Origin of the sequence: Flavobacterium sp. PMTSA4 (assembly GCF_032098525.1) — a bacterium.
In the GTDB taxonomy this organism is placed as follows: domain Bacteria; phylum Bacteroidota; class Bacteroidia; order Flavobacteriales; family Flavobacteriaceae; genus Flavobacterium; species Flavobacterium capsici.
Genome location: NZ_CP134890.1, coordinates 472851 through 489470 on the forward strand (window position 1 = coordinate 472851; position 16620 = coordinate 489470).

The following is a 16620-nucleotide window of genomic DNA, read 5'->3' on the forward strand; positions in this document are numbered from 1 at the left end:
AAAAGAGGTTGTATAACGTATTAAAAGGCGTATTTAATGATATTAGTGTATAGTACAAGGCAGTAATCTTTTCCCTTTTCTCTTTTCCCTTTTTCCTTAAAACATTGTCAATATCATTCTTAATAACTTCTCTAAAAATCCTTTTTAAAACCACTCTATTTCGACTATATTAGCACGAATTCGATTTTTTTTAAATGGCAACAGAAACAAGATACGACGAAGATAATATTCGATCACTCGACTGGAAAGAACACATCCGAATGCGTCCAGGTATGTACATCGGAAAATTGGGCGACGGTTCTTCGCCAGATGATGGTATTTATATTCTACTCAAAGAAGTTATCGATAACTGTATCGATGAATTCGTTATGGGTGCAGGAAAAGTAATTGAAGTCACTATCAAAGACAAATTGGTTACTGTTCGCGATTATGGTCGAGGAATTCCATTGGGCAAAGTGGTTGATGTAGTTTCTAAAATGAATACTGGTGGAAAATACGACTCAAAAGCATTTAAAAAATCAGTAGGTTTAAATGGAGTTGGTACCAAAGCGGTTAATGCATTGTCCAATTACTTCCGTGTCGAATCGGTTCGTGATAATCAACAAAAGGCAGCCGAGTTTTCAGCAGGTAACTTAACAATCGAAGAAGATATTCAAGAAAGTACGAAGCGCAAAGGAACAAAAGTTTCTTTCGTAGCTGACGATGCTATCTTCAAAAACTACAAGTATCGTAATGAATACATCATTAAGATGCTAAAAAATTATTGTTATCTAAATCGTGGTTTAACGATTTACTACAATGGAGAAAAATACATTTCGGAATATGGTTTAAAAGATTTATTAGAAGAAAACATTGCCGAAGAAGACATGGTGTATCCAATTATTCATCTCGAAGGTGAAGATATTGAAATCGCCATTACACACAGTAAATCGCAATATTCTGAAGAATACCATTCGTTTGTAAACGGACAAAACACTACACAAGGTGGAACGCATTTAGGAGCATTTCGTGAAGCAATTGTAAAAACGATTAAAGAGTTTTACAACAAACCTTTTGAGGCGTCAGACATCAGAAAATCAATAGTTTCAGCGGTTTCAATCAAAGTAGAAGAACCTGTTTTTGAAAGTCAAACCAAAACCAAACTAGGTTCAACTGATATTGGTCCTAAAGGTCCAACGGTGAGAACTTTTGTAAACGATTTTATTAAAAATAAGCTTGATAACTTTTTACATAAAAATCCAGAAGTAGCCGATTTATTATTACGAAAAATTCTTCAGGCAGAACGCGAACGAAAAGAACTTTCAGGAATTCGTAAATTAGCAAAAGAACGTGCTAAAAAAGCAAGTTTACATAACAAGAAACTACGCGATTGCAGAGTTCATTTAACCGATAGTAAAAACCCAAGAAGTTTAGAAAGCACTTTATTCATAACCGAAGGTGATTCGGCTTCGGGTTCCATTACTAAAAGTCGCGATGTAAATACACAAGCCGTTTTTAGTTTGCGAGGTAAGCCTTTGAATTCCTATGGAATGTCAAAGAAAATTGTTTATGAAAACGAAGAGTTTAATTTACTTCAAGCTGCATTAGACATCGAGGAAGAATACGATAATTTACGCTACAACAACATTGTAATTGCTACCGATGCCGATGTTGACGGAATGCACATTCGTTTGTTATTGATTACATTCTTTCTTCAATTTTTCCCAGAATTAATCAAAGAAGGACATTTGTATATTTTGCAAACACCTTTATTCCGTGTACGAAATAAAAAAGAAACAATTTATTGCTATTCAGATGAAGAAAGAGTAAATGCCATTGAAAAACTAAAGCCAAAGCCAGAAATCACACGATTTAAAGGTTTAGGTGAAATTTCTCCTGATGAATTCAAACATTTCATTGGTGATGACATTCGTCTTGATCCGGTAATGCTAGATAAAGCTACATCAATTGAAACCTTACTCGAATTCTATATGGGTAAAAATACTCCAGATAGACAAGAGTTTATTATCAATAACTTAAAGGTAGAATTGGATGTTGTGGAGAAAAATTAGAATAAACCAACTGAATTAATTCAGATAAATGAAAGACGAAGAAGAAGACGATATAATTCCAAATAACGAAGAAGAAAACAATGATTCGTTTGAAGATAATTCTGCCGAAGGCTTTGATGAAATCAAAGTTTCGAGCGGAAATAATTTCTATGAAGTTGACGAAAACCCAGAAGATACCATTACCAAAGTTACAGGAATGTACAAGGATTGGTTCCTCGATTACGCTTCTTATGTAATTCTCGAACGTGCCGTTCCGGCAATTGAAGATGGTTTTAAACCAGTGCAACGTCGTATCATGCATTCTATGAAAGAGTTGGATGATGGGCGTTACAACAAAGTAGCAAATATCGTTGGACATACCATGCAATATCATCCGCATGGTGATGCAAGTATTGGCGATGCAATGGTTCAAATTGGTCAAAAAGACTTGCTAATTGACATGCAAGGAAACTGGGGAAATATCCTAACTGGCGATAGTGCTGCAGCTTCTCGTTATATTGAAGCACGAATTTCAAAGCTTGGTCATGATATTTTATATTCTCCAAAAGTAACCGAATGGGGAATGTCTTATGATGGTCGTCGTGCAGAACCAATTAATTTACCAGTAAAATTTCCGTTATTATTAGCGCAAGGTGCCGAAGGTATTGCAGTAGGATTATCTACTAAAGTTTTACCACATAATTTTAATGAACTTATAGATTGTTCTGTTAAAATTTTAAAAGGAAAATCGTTTACCTTATTTCCCGATTTTCCGACTGCTGGAATTGCTGATGTATCCAATTATAATGATGGAATGCGTGGCGGAAGGGTTCGTGTTAGAGCAAAGATTTCGCAATTAGATAAACAAACCCTAGTCATTACACAAATACCGTTTTCAACCAATACTTCAACACTGATTGACAGTATTTTAAAAGCAAATGAAAAAGGTAAAATCAAAATCAAAAAGATTGAAGACAATACTGCTGCCGAAGTTGAAATACTAATTCATCTTCCACCAGGTGTTTCTCCCGATAAAACTATTGATGCGTTGTATGCGTTTACCGCTTGTGAAACTTCGGTTGCACCATTAGGTTGTGTAATTGAAAATCATAAACCATTATTTATTGGGGTTTCTGATATGTTGAAAATCTCAACTCACAGAACGGTAGATTTATTAAAACGAGAATTAGAAATTCAGTTAGATGAACTTGAGAACAAATGGCATTTTTCTACTTTAGAAAAGATTTTCATTAGAGAAGAAATGTATATCGATTTCAAATTGTATTCAGATAGAGAATCACTTTATGAATACATGTATAAACGATTTGAACCGTTTAAAAAGGATTTTGTACGTGAAATCAATGATGAAGATTTACAAAAACTGACTCAAATTCCAATGATTCGTATTACTCGTTTCGATTCAGATAAAGCAGATGATGCCATTGCAAAATTAGAAGCCGAAATGGAACAAGTGAAACATCATTTAGACCATATTATTGATTTTGCGATTGACTTCTTCTTGAAACTAAAAGAAAAATACGGTAAAGGTCGTGAACGACAAACTGAGCTAAGAAGTTTTGACACAATAGAAGCAACGAAAGTTGTTTTAAGAAATACAAAACTGTATGTAAATAGGGAAGAAGGTTTCTTTGGAACAGGTTTAAAGAAAGACGAATACGTAGCCGATTGTTCTGATATTGATGATATCATTGTGTTTTTGCGTGACGGAAAAATGATGGTTTCTAAAGTAGACGATAAAAAGTTCGTTGGAAAAGATATAATTCATATTGCAGTTTTTGATAAAAATGACAAACGAACTATTCATAACATGATTTATCGTGATGGAAAAAATGGTTCTACTTTTATTAAGCGTTTTAATGTTTCGGGTGTTACACGTGATAAGTTTTATGATTTAACACAAGAAAAACCTGGTTCACAAGTATTGTATTTCTCAACCAATCCAAATGGTGAAGCCGAAACAGTTACAATTTTACTACGTCAGGTTGGAAGTGTCAAAAAACTAAAATGGGATGTTGATTTTGCTGATATTGCTATAAAAGGCCGAGCTTCTCGTGGAAATACCGTAACAAAATATCCGATTAAGAAAATAGAATTAAAAGAAAAAGGAATTTCTACTTTACGTCCAAGAAAAGTTTGGTTTGACGATACAGTTCATAGATTAAACGTAGATGGAAGAGGTGAATTGTTAGGAGAATTTAGACCAAATGATAGGCTATTAATAATTAATCAAAATGGAAAACTAAAAACTATTATTCCTGAACTTTCTACCCATTTTAATGAAGATATGATTGTTTTGGAAAAATGGAATCCTAAAAAACCAATTTCTTGTATTTATTTCGATGGTGAAAAAGAACGCTATTTTGTGAAACGCTTTTTGGTTGAAAACGAAAATAAAGAAGAAATATTTATTTCTGAACATGATAAATCTCAATTAGAGATTGTTTCTACTGATTGGCGACCAATGGCCGAAGTGATTTTTGCAAAAGTTAAAGGTGTTCAAAAGGAAAATCTAACAGTTAATTTGGAAGAATTCATTGCTGTCAAAGGAATAAAAGCATTAGGGAATCAATTAACAACTGATAAAGTAAAACAAGTTAATTTGTTAGAACCATTGCCTTTTGAAGAACCTGAAGAAGTTATAGCTGAAGAAATTGAAGTTTCTGATGAAAGTAATATTACTGACGATATACAAACGGAAACTGATGACGACGGACAAATAACTTTGAGTTTAGACTAATAAAAAACGCTTCAAATTGAAGCGTTTTTTATTATAATTTTAAGAAGTTATATCGCCATCTTTCAGCTTTTCATCAATAATAGTATTATTATGAAGTTTCACCTTGTTTTTAGTTTTCTTCATTTTCAAATTCAAAAATTCTACAAACAACGAGAAGAAAATTGCAAAGTATAAATATCCTTTTGAAATACTATGAACTTCAATATCATCTCCAAAACGGAAATGTGCTAAATGTGAACCTTCAGCCAAAAGCATTACACCAATTAATATCAAAAACGACAATCCAAGGATTTGAATGGTTGGATGTTCGTTTACGAATTTAGAAACCGGTCCAGCAAAAATCATCATTATTATTATAGAAATTATTACTGATAAAATCATAATAATCAAAGCTCCATCATAACCAAAACCGCCTTCAATAGGTTCTTTCATACTAACCATTCCAACGGCTGTTAAAATACTATCAAACGAAAATACAATGTTTAGTAAAGCAATTTGTAAAATAGCTTGCGAAATACTATTACTTGCCTTTCCTTTTTCACTTTCTTCTTCGCCTTCAAGTTTGTGATGAATTTCGGAAACAGATTTATACAAAAGAAATAAACCACCTCCAAAAATTATTAAACTTTGCCCAGTAATATTAGCTGAGAAAAAATCCCAATCGATGGATAAAATTACATCTTGCAATCCTAAAACCCATGTAATTCCAAATAACAAAATGATTCGGAATGCCATTGCTAATAATAAACCAACTCTTCGTGCTTTAGGTTGGTCTTCGGCCTTTAATTTTCCTGAAACAATAGATAAAAAAACTATATTATCGATTCCTAAAATGATTTCAAGAAAGGTTAACGTTAAAAGTGCTAACAGCGCATTTGGTGTAAATAATATTTCCATTGTAAAGTTTAAAATTTAACGGTTAAACGTAATTAGTTCAATTTTGTTACTAAACCACGCATTTTTTTTTGTTCGCCAACAAAGGCATATTCAAATGTATAGGTATTGTCTTTAGTATACAAAATTTTCATGGTTATCACTTTTTTCTCTTGCATATTTTTTGGATGCAATTTTTCCAGAATGAATTCACAATCATTAACCCAGCGAACCATTGCAGTATCTGTTTTTCCTTCATAAGTTTCAATCTGCATATTTTCAGTTCTAATGAAAGTTGTTGTGTGTTCTTTTCCATCAATTGATTGTTTGAATTCAAAACGTCCTGTTTTAAAATCGGTACAATTTCGTTCTTGTTGATAACAAGAAATCATGAAGAAATAGAGTAGAAGTAGTGCGATTTTTTTCATTTATTTAAGTGAGTTCATTTCATCATCAGTAAAATGCTTTCTGCTTTTTTCTTTAGCAAATTTATCAGCATTATAACTATTTGATTTGTTTCTTGGAATTGAAAGTGAATTCCATTCTTCTTTTTTCAATATTTTAGCATAAAAAATAATTTGTCCAACATGATAAGGATAATGTGCTAATTGTCTGTTCAAAGCTTCTAAAACAGTGTGACCTTCGTTTCGGATATAAATTATTGTTTCTAATTGTTCTGGTTGTAAAGAGTTGATAGCATCAAAAAGACAATCCCAACCTTTTTCCCAAAACTGCATAACTTCTTCCTTACTTGAAAAAGTTTGTTCAAATTCACCATCACGATTTCGCCATTCTTTTTCACCATCAGTTGTTAAGAAATCGGTCCAACGCGACAGCATGTTACCTGCCAAATGTTTTATAATAATTGCTATAGAATTGGTATCATCATTAACTGAAACAAATAATTGCTCAGGTTCAAGTTGATTCATTGCCTTTTCTCCAATAGTTTTATAATAGAGAAATTGCTTTTTAATACTTACTAAATATTGATTATTTATCATCGTCAAAAAGAGAATCAGTTATTTTTTTTATTCCTTTGAACATTAAAAACATCGCTCCCAAACACATTATACAACCAATCGCTAAAACCAAATAATGCCAATTGGTATGCTTATTCATAAACGCATTATAAATTACGCTTGGACCAATAAAAATCAATGGTAAAGCATAAACTAAGTATTTAATTCCTTTATTTAGTAAGTCTTTGTTGGTTGGCATTTTTAAAATTTTAATTGTATTCCAATTCCATTTTGATTGGCTACTATTTGATAATCTATGCCATAATAATTTCCACTTGACTGTTTTAGCGATTGATTATAACTATCAATAGCACTTTCTATTTTTTTTCTTCTTCCAGAAAGTATTGGGATAGAAATTGCCATTGAAGCGACACCAGCATAAGTTAAAGCAGTTGGATATTTAACATCAGAAAACAAACCAATAGCCAAATCAGAAACCGTTAAAGTAATTCCAGCACCGAGAAATAAACCTCCGAAACTTTCTTTTGATTTAGCCTCTTTAAATAATCGAGTTGCCTTAAAATCAGAAGTTAATAATTGTTTTGTTTCTCTTGTTGAGATTTGTTTTCCATTGACAAAGAATTTTCCTTTGTCTAAAGTTATTTCTTGAGCAAAAGAAAAAGAACAAAATAATAAAACAGCTAAAAGGATTGTGTTTTTCATTTAATTTATTTTTTGATTGAGATAATTTTCAACAGCTTTTCTAACACTTCCAAATTCATTTAATAATTCAGCAGCTTTTTGATAATCAACAGGTATTTCACTCATTATCATTTTTACACCACGGTCAACCAATTTATCGTTGCTTAATTGCATGTCGACCATTTTGTTACCTTTTACTTTTCCTAGTTGAATCATTGATGCAGTAGAAATCATATTCAGAACTAATTTTTGAGCTGTTCCTGCTTTCATTCTTGAACTTCCGGTAACAAATTCTGGTCCAACCACAACGACAACAGGAAACTTTGCGGTTAATGCCAATGGACTTCCTTCGTTACAAGTAATACAACCTGTAACAATGTTGTTTTCATTACATTTTTCTAAACCAGCAATAACATAAGGCGTAGTACCAGATGCAGCAATGCCAATTACAACATCATTTTGAGATATGTTTTCGTTTTGTAAATCAATCCAAGCTTGTTCACGATTATCTTCAGCATTTTCAACTGCTTTTCGGATGGCTTTGTCGCCGCCAGCAATTATTCCGTTTACCAAATCAAATGGAACGCCAAAAGTTGGCGGACATTCAGAGGCATCAACAATTCCAAGTCTGCCTGAAGTTCCAGCACCAATATAAAATAATCTGCCGCCGAGTTTTAGTTTTTCAACTGTTTTGGTAACTAGTAATTCTATTTGTGGTAATGCTTTTTCTACTGCTAAAGGAACGGTTTTATCTTCATTATTGATATTGGTCAACAATTCATGCACAGACATTTTTTCTAAATGATCATAGTGTGATGATTGTTCGGTGGTTTTGGTGAAGTTCATAGTTATTGTAGCAAAGTCTCAAAGTTACAAAGTTTTGTTTTACATGGAAAAATCACTAAGATTTAATTATCTAAAAGAAGAAATCATCGTTTTAGAGCTACATGTCCTACTAATATTATTATATCGTCTCTAATGATTTTATACCAATAATCAGAGCTAGGCAATTTTTTTTCATTAAAATTACCGTTCCAAGTTGGATTAGCAGAATTCAATACTGTTATGATTTTTCCATATCTATCAAAAATTTGTACCGTCAAGTTTAGTTGGGTCATATTTTTTATAGTAAATACATCGTTATATGAATCGCCATTAGGGGTGAAATATGCTGGTATATATCCCAAAAAGAAATATTCCATAGAATCCATTCCACATTGAATTAAATCTCTAACATAAACATTTATTAGACCAGCTTCGACATTTTCGAATATATTAGAACTCTGCCATGTAATTCCATCTAAAGAATATTCATAGTTATCATCAACCGTCATTGTTACAATGATAGAATTACCAATGTTATTTATTTGAAGAATTTCTGGATTTTGATATCCTTCAACTATAAATGTCCTGGTCTTAGCTTCTACACATGGATTTGATAAGTCTCTAATTGTAACAGTATATAGTCCTGGCTCATATACCGTTACAGTCTGAGTATTACCCACATATGATGGTTCCCATTCATAAATTGAGTTTGGATGTAAAGCATCTAAAATAGCACCTTCTCCTCCACAAATTAAAATTGGAGGAGGATGTTGATCAATTTCAATACCTGGATACCACAAAAGGGTTATAGGTGTTCTAATATCACCTAGACAAGGATAATCTGTTGAGTCATAAGCAGCATAATAAATACCTGGTCCATCAGGAACATAATTAAATGAATTTGATTGAAGTAAATTTCCGCCAACAGCACTATCGTACCAGTTTACAGTTAAATTTGGGACAGGAACAATAGCCAAAGCAGGTATTGCATTATCACCACAGTAGCTTGCTTCACTAAAAAAACTTACAGGCGCATCAGTTGATGATAATACTCTTATAGTGAATATATTTGAATACCAAGAACATTTAAAATCATCGTTAGAAAGATTTGATGTAGACGAAGCAAAAGCTACTCTAAAGTGAGTCGTCGATACTATGTTTGTTATGTTAAAATTTATAGTATTATTGTTAAATTGTGATGGAATATCGTCAATATTTGTCCAATTTATTTCATCAATACTTTGTTGCCATAAAAAATAATTACCAAGACTTGAGTTTTCAAGATTTAATGTAAAGTTAATTGGTGTGTCTTCAGCGCAAAATATAGAGTTGTTTTCATATTCAACAGACGATAATATTGGATTATCCCCACAAAGTTGAATTTTTATTTCGTCAATAGCTAAATCATTACCACAACCTGATTGTTGATTATTGTTAGAAATTTTAACAATAACTTCAGATTGTCCAGAAAGAGTCGAAAAAACAAGCCCATACTGCTGAAAATTTATGGTAGTACTATTATTAATATTACCTGTAACTACTGAATTTAAAATTTGAGTTTCATTAACATCCCAAACTTCAATTTTAAAATTTACTGGTACACCTAAACCATTATTTTCACTACATAAATTTGAATTTATATTATATAAAGATGCTGCCCAAAAGGAAAACTCATAATTTGTTGTATCGCATAGACCTGTTATCTTTTTTTTGTAAAAAACACCTGGATCCCCATTCGCATTAATTAACAACATTTTACCAGGATTTGTTGACCATCCATTTGCCAAAAGATGCCATAACCAAGAATTAGGTAATATGTCAGTTCCAGGTAAAGTATTGCTTCTTATAGTGTATTCACCTGCCTCAGGAAAATTTTCAGTATAACTATAAGTGATCTCGTCATTGAGTAATGGGGAGCCAATTCCTTGTGCTTCTCCAAAATTTTCATAAAATTTTATTTCTCCTTTTACACCATCACAAAGTCCAATTTGAGCAATTAAATTTGAAGAAAATAAAATAAAGAATATGTAAAATAAAGAGCGCATAATAACTTAAAAGTATTTTCTTATTATTTCTTGTAATTTAGTGAAATATTTAAAATAAAATATTTTTTTAACTTAAAAATATAATTTTGAGAGTTTTTAAAAAATAAATTTACAATAAACTCGCCAATAAAATTCCTAGAATAATCATAGAAACTTTTGCCACATTAAATTTATGGCCTTCGCTGCTTTCAAAAATAATAGTTGAGGAAATATGAAATAAAATCCCAATAACTACTGCAGTAATTTCAGTATAATAATCGTTTAGTATTGGAAATGTGTCTGAAAGTAATGTTCCGGCTGGAGTCATTAAGGCAAATGTAAACATGAACAAAAGCAAAGCTTTTTTGTTCAAACCTGCATTCAGAAAAAATGTTGTTAATATAATAGCTATTGGCAAATGATGAATAGCAATTCCGATGGCTAAATCATGATGATGACCAACCGGAAAACCTTCAAGCAAAGCGTGAACACACAAACTAATAAAAAGCAACCATGGAATATGATTTATTTTATCATGACCATGAACATGGCCATGTTCAGCTCCTTTGGAGAAAAATTCCAAAATGATTTGGAATAAAATTCCAGCCATGATAAAAATTCCAACTCTTTTAGATGGATTTTCATAAACTTCTGGTAATAATTGTAAAACCGTCAAGGATAACAAAAAAGAACCGCTGAAAGCTAAAAGCAGTTTCAAATTCTTTTTGTCTTTTGGTTTGATTGCAATAGCAAAAAAATAACCAAGAATAACCGATAATAAAGGAAGTATATAATTCATTTATTTAAAAATCATAATCAAACGTTCGCTTGTGTTTTTATGGAACTTTTTTAATTTATAATCACCAAATACATCCAACAAATAGATTCCGGCTTCATTCATCAATCGTTGAAAATCTTCTAAACAATATGCTCTGACTTTTTCTGCAAAGTGATATTTTTCTCCATTATCTTCAAAATCAATTTCTTTAATTATAAAGCCATCTTGAACAAATCTTTTGATGTGAAAATCTATTCCGTCGATAGATTTAAGTTCTTCAGGAATCAAATTTTCAATGACTTGTTTGGGATTCATAAAATCGATAACGGCAAAACCATATTCTGAGAGACTTTCTTTTATAGCGATTAAAGTTTTTAAATCGTCTTCTTCTTTTTCAAAATACCCAAAACTGGTGAATAAATTAAAAATGGCATCAAATTTTTCTTCATAGGATTCGCGCATGTCGTGAACTAAAAAGTGTAAACTTTCGTTAGCATTTTTATTGGCTTCAGCAATGTTGTTTTCAGACAAATCAGCACCAACAACGTTAAATCCTAGTTGGTTTAAATAGATAGCGTGCCTTCCTTTACCACAAGCCAAGTCAAGTACTTTGGCTTTTTCGGGTAAGTTTAAATAATGCGTTAAATTATCCATGAAAATTTGCGCTTCACGATAATTTCTATCCTTGTAAAGTATATGGTAGTATGGTGTATCAAACCAAGAAGCAAACCAGTTTTGACTTGGTGTTTTTTTAATTTCTGACATTTATTCTTTTCAATGAATTCTGAACCCGCAAATTTAATGTATTTTTGCCTAAGTTTTTTAACAATTAAATATTGTTAAAACTTCATAATTGATATTGAATGGAAAATTTTAAAATGTTAGCCAAAACCTTTTTTGGTTTTGAAGAAATATTAGCCAAAGAATTACAACTTTTAGGTGCTCAAAATGTTGAAATCGGAACGCGTGCTGTTAGTTTTAAAGGAGATAAAGGTTTTATGTATAAAGCCAATTTGTCGCTTAGAACCGCTTTAAAAATTTTAAAACCAATCTATCAATTCAGAGCTTTTAATGATCAAAGTTTATACAAAGGCATTCAAGGAATTGATTGGTCAAAATATTTAAATGAAAATCAAACATTTGTAATTGACACAACCATTCATTCTGATAATTTTAAGCATTCTCAGTTTGTTTCACAAAAAGCAAAAGATGCTATTGTGGATCAGTTTAGAGAAAAAACCGGAATTAGACCAAGTATTGATAAAGATTTTCCTGATTTAAAAATTCACATTCATATTGATAGAGATCAATGTACGGTATCATTAGATTCTTCAGGAGAATCGTTACATCAACGTGGTTATAGAACAGCAACCAACATTGCTCCAATCAATGAAGTTTTAGCGGCAGGAATGTTGTTGCTTTCGGGTTGGGATGGAAGTTCTGATTTTATGGATCCAATGTGTGGTTCGGGAACAATTTTAGCCGAAGCTGCCATGATTGCTTGTAATATTCCAGCTAACATCAATAGAAAAGAATTTGCTTTCGAAAAATGGAACGATTGGGATAATGATTTGTTTGACCAAATAATCGATGCTTTGTTAAAACGTACTAAAGAATTCAGATATACTATTACTGGTTATGATAAAGCGCCAAGTGCTGTAAATAAAGCAAAAGATAATATTTTGAATGCTAATTTAGAAGATTATGTGACAATTGCTCAAGCTAATTTTTTTGATACTAAAAAAGAAAATGCTGGTCCGTTACACATGGTTTTTAATCCGCCGTATGGAGAACGTTTGGATATTGATTTAGAACGATTTTATCGTGAACTGGGTGATACTTTGAAAAATAATTATCCAAATACAAACGCATGGTTCATCACAGCAAACTTAGATGCCTTAAAATTTGTAGGACTTCGACCGTCAAGAAAAATTAAACTTTTTAACGGAAGTTTAGAAGCGCGATTGGTAAAATACGAAATGTATGAAGGCAGCAAGAAAGCTAAATTTAATCAGTAATTAAGATTTATTTTTAACTTCTTTTTCTAAAGCATTGATGATGTCTTTTATTTGCTCAACACCAATTCTTTTCGCCTTGATTCTTTTGTCTTTATCTAAAATATAAATTACAGGCGTTGAGTAAACATCATACTTTTCGATAACGTTATTTAAGTGTGAAGCATCGTATAAATTAATGAAATCAAGCTTGTGTTCATCAATGTATTTTTGATATTTCTCTGAGTCAAAAAGTGTATAAACACTATATACTTTAACATCTTTCTTTTCTTTGAGTAAATCGTGGTAAACATCCAGTAAAACAGGAATTTCTTTTTGACAATGACCACAATCAACATCCCAAAATATCAAAATGGTATATGCTGCTTTTATATCATGAAGCTTCACAAACATTTTATTCAATTCGGGTTGATTGCCATAAAATAATTTGGTTACTTCTTCGCTGGTATTCGCTTTTTCAAAACCTAATTGCTTCATTCTTGGACCATTTTTAACATCAATCATCGATAAATCGGGAGCGATGTTTCCAACGGTTATTGGTTTTAGTTTATCAGCACGTTTAATGATTTTTTGAATAACAGAATCATCGTTATAAATTCCAACTGCTTTGCCTGTTTTAAAATATTTGTCAGACATATGAACAAAAACTTTATCAAATCCCATGAGTTTGGATGTTTCATAGGTGTAAGTAAAGTTTCCTATAAATAATTTATTCAATAAACTACCAGGAATTGTTTTGTCAATCAGTCTATCTACTTCAATAATTAAAGTGTCAGGATGTGGATAAGCAACTTGGTCTAAATATTTTTTAACTTTTAAATGAAAAAAAGGATTTCTAAAAATTCCAGAATCTTTAAAGTCAACATCATCCCAAAAATGTTTTTTATAATAATTGAATACGGCAATGCTATCGGTTCTTCCATTTGAAGCTTTTGGAGGGTTTTTTAAGTTTTTCTCCATTTTAAGATTTATAACATCCGCGATAAAACTTCCTTTGTTCTTTGAAATAAATTCTTCTTCTATGTTTTGCAATCGTAGTTCGAATTCTTTTTGTTTGTCAAAAATGGCAAGTGAATCTTTCTTGTTTTTTGCATTCAGATTTTGTTTCCATATTTGAAAATCTGAACCTTCTTTATTAATAGTTTTGATGTATTCAAAAAATTCATTTTCTCTTTTTGAAGTAGGAGAATTTAAACTTTTTACTAATTCAGGACCATATTCGGCATTGATTTCTAATTTTTGAGTTTCATCATCAACAAAAAAATCAAAATAAATTGACTTTTGCTGACTAACAATAGAATAAATTCCTTTTTCCAATTTAGATTTTCCTTTGAAAATCATTTTACCATTTTTTATGGTTTTGCAAGTATCTTTTATCAATGTTTTATCATATTGATAAAAGGTTAAAAATGCCAAAGTATCTGGACAATTTTTTATGGTAACCGATATATCAAAGCCATTTTGTGCTTTGGTAATTAGGCTTAGACTGCAAAAAAGGAGAAGAAATATTTTTTTAATCATAGTTAAATCACAAATAATTATGCAACAATAAACACAAAAATAAGTGAATTAATAGCTTTATTAAACTTAATTTTTAATTAATAAAAAACTTATCGTTTTTAATTGACTAAAATTTAAATCTCATCCATTAAGATTATACCTTTTGATTCAAGGTTATATCTAATAGTCGGTTCATCTATTTCATATTGATTTGATAAAACCGGAATTGGAATTCCAGAAAGGAATAAGGATACTAAAGTATTGACAATACTTGGTTCAATTTCAACAATTGGATCGACAGAAAATTGAGATAGTGATAAAGAGTTAGCTTCATCTTTAGCGGTCTTTAAAGAATAGATAACACTATCAATGTCATCCAAAGGAATTTGTATTTCAGTTCCATTTCCTTTGAAGAATGGAGATTGATTTAAAACAATCATCTTTTGATTAGCTTCATTTACCTTAAAATGAATCGTATAGCGGAAATCAGTACTCTGCATAGCATTAAAATTATGTTATTCAATAAATTTGGGTATTGCAAATGTATATAATAAAGACATCACTTTATAATATTTTAACATTATTACAAGTTGATTCTTAAGTTTCTAATTGATTATTAATGATTTATTGTAATTTAATTAATCATTTTTTCAATAGAAATTCAAAGTAATATGTAATTTATAAGTATTATTTGATGATAAAAAGAAATTATTTAATTTCTTTAACTCCTTTAATAAAAATCCAGCGCATGAATATTTTTTCATCACCTTGAAATTTGGCAGCCTGAAATTTCGGAGCTAATAACGTTCCCACAACAAAGGCAGTTAAAGGAATGAAAATGCCTGTTAAGCCGGTATATTTATCAATTAAATAACGGAATAGTATAAATAAAACTGCAAAGCAGATTAGATTATATAGTAGTGCTTTTGTTTTTTTTGCCATGATTATTTTTTCTCTTTTGGTTTAACGGTTGCTTTATACAACGGAATAAAGTAGGAAACCGTATAATTGAATCCAACACCAAAGTCCCCATTATAAGTTCTGTTAAATCCCGGAATGTATAAATTCTCAAAATTATTAGGTTGTTTTTGACCAAAAAGTCTATTTACTCTGAAGCTAAAACCAACATAAACATTATTAAAAACTTCTGCTTTTACACCAGCAACTACTTCTAGCCATTGTGCCGATAATCCATCAAATTTATCACCAGAAATAATTACATCACTTGGCCCAAAATACTGATTAGAGTTATAAACAGAGTAGGAATTAAGCGTTTGACTAAAAGTACTGAAACCATAACGCAAACCAACATAAATTTGGTTCTCCATATTCAGCCAATTTTCATAACCGTTGTAATCAAAACCAATTTTAATATAAGAACCTTTGGTCGTAAAGTTTAAATGGTCTTCATCAACTGTTTTATTTTCATTACCAATTTCGGCTGCTAAATAATGTCTTCTGGTTAAACGATAATCACCAACAACTTCAATACCTTTATATTTATCTTCATAAAAAGAACGCGTCAGTTTAAACAAATCAACTCCAAATCGAATGCCGTAACGTTCCTTTTTTGGTGCAATTGTATCTGTTTTGGTGGTTTGCTCTTGACCAAATGTTACTAATGAAAGCAACATCAAAGCTATGCTAAAAGTATATTTTAATGTGTGTTTCATTTTCATTAGTAATTGAGTTAGTTTCTGTCACTATATCTTGCATCCAAATACCGTCTGGAGTTGTTGCATCTGTATTGATTACACCCGAAGCATCATTATTCAATTCGAAAATGGTTTTGTAACCACATGCTCTTGAAACATAAACATTTTGTGTAGTATAATTAAATTCTAAAAAGTCTTCGTTTAAATTATCAACATCGCTGCTATTCAAAATAAAACTATATTTAGTAGTTGTTCCATCAATTCGTAACGGAATAGCAATTTTGCTAACAGATGAAAAAGTATTGTATTCAATTGTTTCACCTTCGGCGGTTACTTTTAAACCAACTATGTTTTTATTTACTGAAGGATTGTTAGTGTCAAAAAACTCAATAATTAATTTTGGAGTAGTATCATCGGCACAGATATCATCTTTTTCACAGCTGGAAAAGGAAACAGCAAGTAATAGTAGCAGGATTATTTTTTTCATAATCGTAATTGGTA

At 31.0% G+C, this 16620-nt stretch carries 17 protein-coding genes; 3 read left to right on the forward strand and 14 right to left on the reverse strand.

Going from position 1 to position 16620, the window contains the following annotated elements; genetic code table 11:
- Positions 1-194: 194 nt before the first annotated feature.
- A complete protein-coding gene (locus RN605_RS02140) occupies positions 195-2051 on the forward strand; it encodes a DNA topoisomerase IV subunit B (protein ID WP_313321781.1) in 1857 nt (618 codons plus the stop codon).
- 28 nt (positions 2052-2079) lie between these two features.
- Positions 2080-4788, forward strand: a complete 2709-nt coding sequence (locus tag RN605_RS02145) for a DNA gyrase/topoisomerase IV subunit A (RefSeq protein WP_313321783.1) — start codon at positions 2080-2082, stop codon at positions 4786-4788.
- Between the two features lie 39 nt (positions 4789-4827).
- On the opposite strand, the gene RN605_RS02150 is transcribed toward RN605_RS02145, so the two are convergent.
- From RN605_RS02150 to RN605_RS02190, 9 genes are all read right to left on the reverse strand, one after another.
- Positions 4828-5685, reverse strand: a complete 858-nt coding sequence (locus tag RN605_RS02150; RefSeq protein WP_313321785.1) for a TerC family protein — start codon at positions 5683-5685, stop codon at positions 4828-4830.
- Positions 5686-5717: 32 nt separating this feature from the next.
- The gene (locus RN605_RS02155; RefSeq protein ID WP_313321787.1) at positions 5718-6089 is read right to left on the reverse strand and encodes a DNA topoisomerase IV; all 372 of its coding nucleotides are present in this window, start codon (positions 6087-6089) and stop codon (positions 5718-5720) included.
- Complete coding sequence (locus tag RN605_RS02160) at positions 6090-6662, reverse strand: DUF1572 family protein (RefSeq protein ID WP_313321789.1); 573 nt, start codon at positions 6660-6662, stop codon at positions 6090-6092.
- Complete coding sequence (locus RN605_RS02165; RefSeq protein ID WP_313321790.1) at positions 6652-6879, reverse strand: DUF6095 family protein; 228 nt, start codon at positions 6877-6879, stop codon at positions 6652-6654. Before RN605_RS02165 ends, RN605_RS02160 begins: the two co-directional genes overlap by 11 nt.
- A gap of 2 nt (positions 6880-6881) precedes the next feature.
- Complete coding sequence (locus tag RN605_RS02170) at positions 6882-7343, reverse strand: hypothetical protein (RefSeq protein ID WP_313321792.1); 462 nt, start codon at positions 7341-7343, stop codon at positions 6882-6884.
- Positions 7344-8168 (reverse strand): N-acetylmuramic acid 6-phosphate etherase, encoded by an 825-nt coding sequence (gene murQ / locus RN605_RS02175; RefSeq protein ID WP_313321793.1) that lies wholly within the window; start codon positions 8166-8168, stop codon positions 7344-7346. It abuts the gene before it with no gap.
- Positions 8169-8251: 83 nt separating this feature from the next.
- The gene (locus tag RN605_RS02180) at positions 8252-10192 is read right to left on the reverse strand and encodes a T9SS type B sorting domain-containing protein (RefSeq protein ID WP_313321795.1); all 1941 of its coding nucleotides are present in this window, start codon (positions 10190-10192) and stop codon (positions 8252-8254) included.
- A gap of 109 nt (positions 10193-10301) precedes the next feature.
- Entirely contained in the window at positions 10302-10970 is a 669-nt protein-coding gene (locus tag RN605_RS02185) for a ZIP family metal transporter (protein WP_313321797.1), read from the reverse strand.
- Positions 10971-11714: a class I SAM-dependent methyltransferase gene (locus RN605_RS02190; protein WP_313321799.1), complete on the reverse strand. Its 744-nt coding sequence runs from the start codon at positions 11712-11714 to the stop codon at positions 10971-10973. It abuts the gene before it with no gap.
- A 113-nt stretch (positions 11715-11827) separates the two neighbouring features.
- Between RN605_RS02190 and RN605_RS02195 the strand changes: the two genes are divergently transcribed.
- Positions 11828-12967, forward strand: a complete 1140-nt coding sequence (locus tag RN605_RS02195; RefSeq protein WP_394853506.1) for a THUMP domain-containing class I SAM-dependent RNA methyltransferase — start codon at positions 11828-11830, stop codon at positions 12965-12967.
- On the opposite strand, the gene RN605_RS02200 is transcribed toward RN605_RS02195, so the two are convergent.
- The 5 genes from RN605_RS02200 to RN605_RS02220 all read right to left on the reverse strand — a co-directional run bounded on the left by RN605_RS02200 (position 12968) and on the right by RN605_RS02220 (position 16606).
- Positions 12968-14485 carry a redoxin domain-containing protein gene (locus RN605_RS02200; RefSeq protein WP_313321803.1) on the reverse strand — a complete coding sequence of 506 codons (1518 nt, stop codon included), beginning with the start codon at positions 14483-14485 and terminating at the stop codon, positions 12968-12970.
- 113 nt (positions 14486-14598) lie between these two features.
- Complete coding sequence (locus RN605_RS02205; RefSeq protein ID WP_313321805.1) at positions 14599-14964, reverse strand: hypothetical protein; 366 nt, start codon at positions 14962-14964, stop codon at positions 14599-14601.
- A 208-nt stretch (positions 14965-15172) separates the two neighbouring features.
- The gene (locus RN605_RS02210) at positions 15173-15406 is read right to left on the reverse strand and encodes a hypothetical protein (protein WP_313321807.1); all 234 of its coding nucleotides are present in this window, start codon (positions 15404-15406) and stop codon (positions 15173-15175) included.
- Between the two features lie 2 nt (positions 15407-15408).
- Positions 15409-16137: a DUF6048 family protein gene (locus RN605_RS02215; protein WP_313321808.1), complete on the reverse strand. Its 729-nt coding sequence runs from the start codon at positions 16135-16137 to the stop codon at positions 15409-15411.
- A complete protein-coding gene (locus RN605_RS02220; protein WP_313321810.1) occupies positions 16109-16606 on the reverse strand; it encodes a DUF6452 family protein in 498 nt (165 codons plus the stop codon). The genes RN605_RS02215 and RN605_RS02220 overlap by 29 nt, the downstream gene beginning before the upstream one ends.
- Between the last annotated feature and the right edge of the window lie 14 nt (positions 16607-16620).

Coding starts and splice junctions, on each gene's coding strand:
- RN605_RS02140 (WP_313321781.1), top strand. CDS start 195: ATGGCAACAGAAACAAGATACGACGAAGATAATATTCGATCACTCGAC.
- RN605_RS02145 (WP_313321783.1), top strand. CDS start 2,080: ATGAAAGACGAAGAAGAAGACGATATAATTCCAAATAACGAAGAAGAA.
- RN605_RS02150 (WP_313321785.1), bottom strand. CDS start 5,685: ATGGAAATATTATTTACACCAAATGCGCTGTTAGCACTTTTAACGTTA.
- RN605_RS02155 (WP_313321787.1), bottom strand. CDS start 6,089: ATGAAAAAAATCGCACTACTTCTACTCTATTTCTTCATGATTTCTTGT.
- RN605_RS02160 (WP_313321789.1), bottom strand. CDS start 6,662: ATGATAAATAATCAATATTTAGTAAGTATTAAAAAGCAATTTCTCTAT.
- RN605_RS02165 (WP_313321790.1), bottom strand. CDS start 6,879: ATGCCAACCAACAAAGACTTACTAAATAAAGGAATTAAATACTTAGTT.
- RN605_RS02170 (WP_313321792.1), bottom strand. CDS start 7,343: ATGAAAAACACAATCCTTTTAGCTGTTTTATTATTTTGTTCTTTTTCT.
- murQ (WP_313321793.1), bottom strand. CDS start 8,168: ATGAACTTCACCAAAACCACCGAACAATCATCACACTATGATCATTTA.
- RN605_RS02180 (WP_313321795.1), bottom strand. CDS start 10,192: ATGCGCTCTTTATTTTACATATTCTTTATTTTATTTTCTTCAAATTTA.
- RN605_RS02185 (WP_313321797.1), bottom strand. CDS start 10,970: ATGAATTATATACTTCCTTTATTATCGGTTATTCTTGGTTATTTTTTT.
- RN605_RS02190 (WP_313321799.1), bottom strand. CDS start 11,714: ATGTCAGAAATTAAAAAAACACCAAGTCAAAACTGGTTTGCTTCTTGG.
- RN605_RS02195 (WP_394853506.1), top strand. CDS start 11,828: ATGTTAGCCAAAACCTTTTTTGGTTTTGAAGAAATATTAGCCAAAGAA.
- RN605_RS02200 (WP_313321803.1), bottom strand. CDS start 14,485: ATGATTAAAAAAATATTTCTTCTCCTTTTTTGCAGTCTAAGCCTAATT.
- RN605_RS02205 (WP_313321805.1), bottom strand. CDS start 14,964: ATGCAGAGTACTGATTTCCGCTATACGATTCATTTTAAGGTAAATGAA.
- RN605_RS02210 (WP_313321807.1), bottom strand. CDS start 15,406: ATGGCAAAAAAAACAAAAGCACTACTATATAATCTAATCTGCTTTGCA.
- RN605_RS02215 (WP_313321808.1), bottom strand. CDS start 16,137: ATGAAACACACATTAAAATATACTTTTAGCATAGCTTTGATGTTGCTT.
- RN605_RS02220 (WP_313321810.1), bottom strand. CDS start 16,606: ATGAAAAAAATAATCCTGCTACTATTACTTGCTGTTTCCTTTTCCAGC.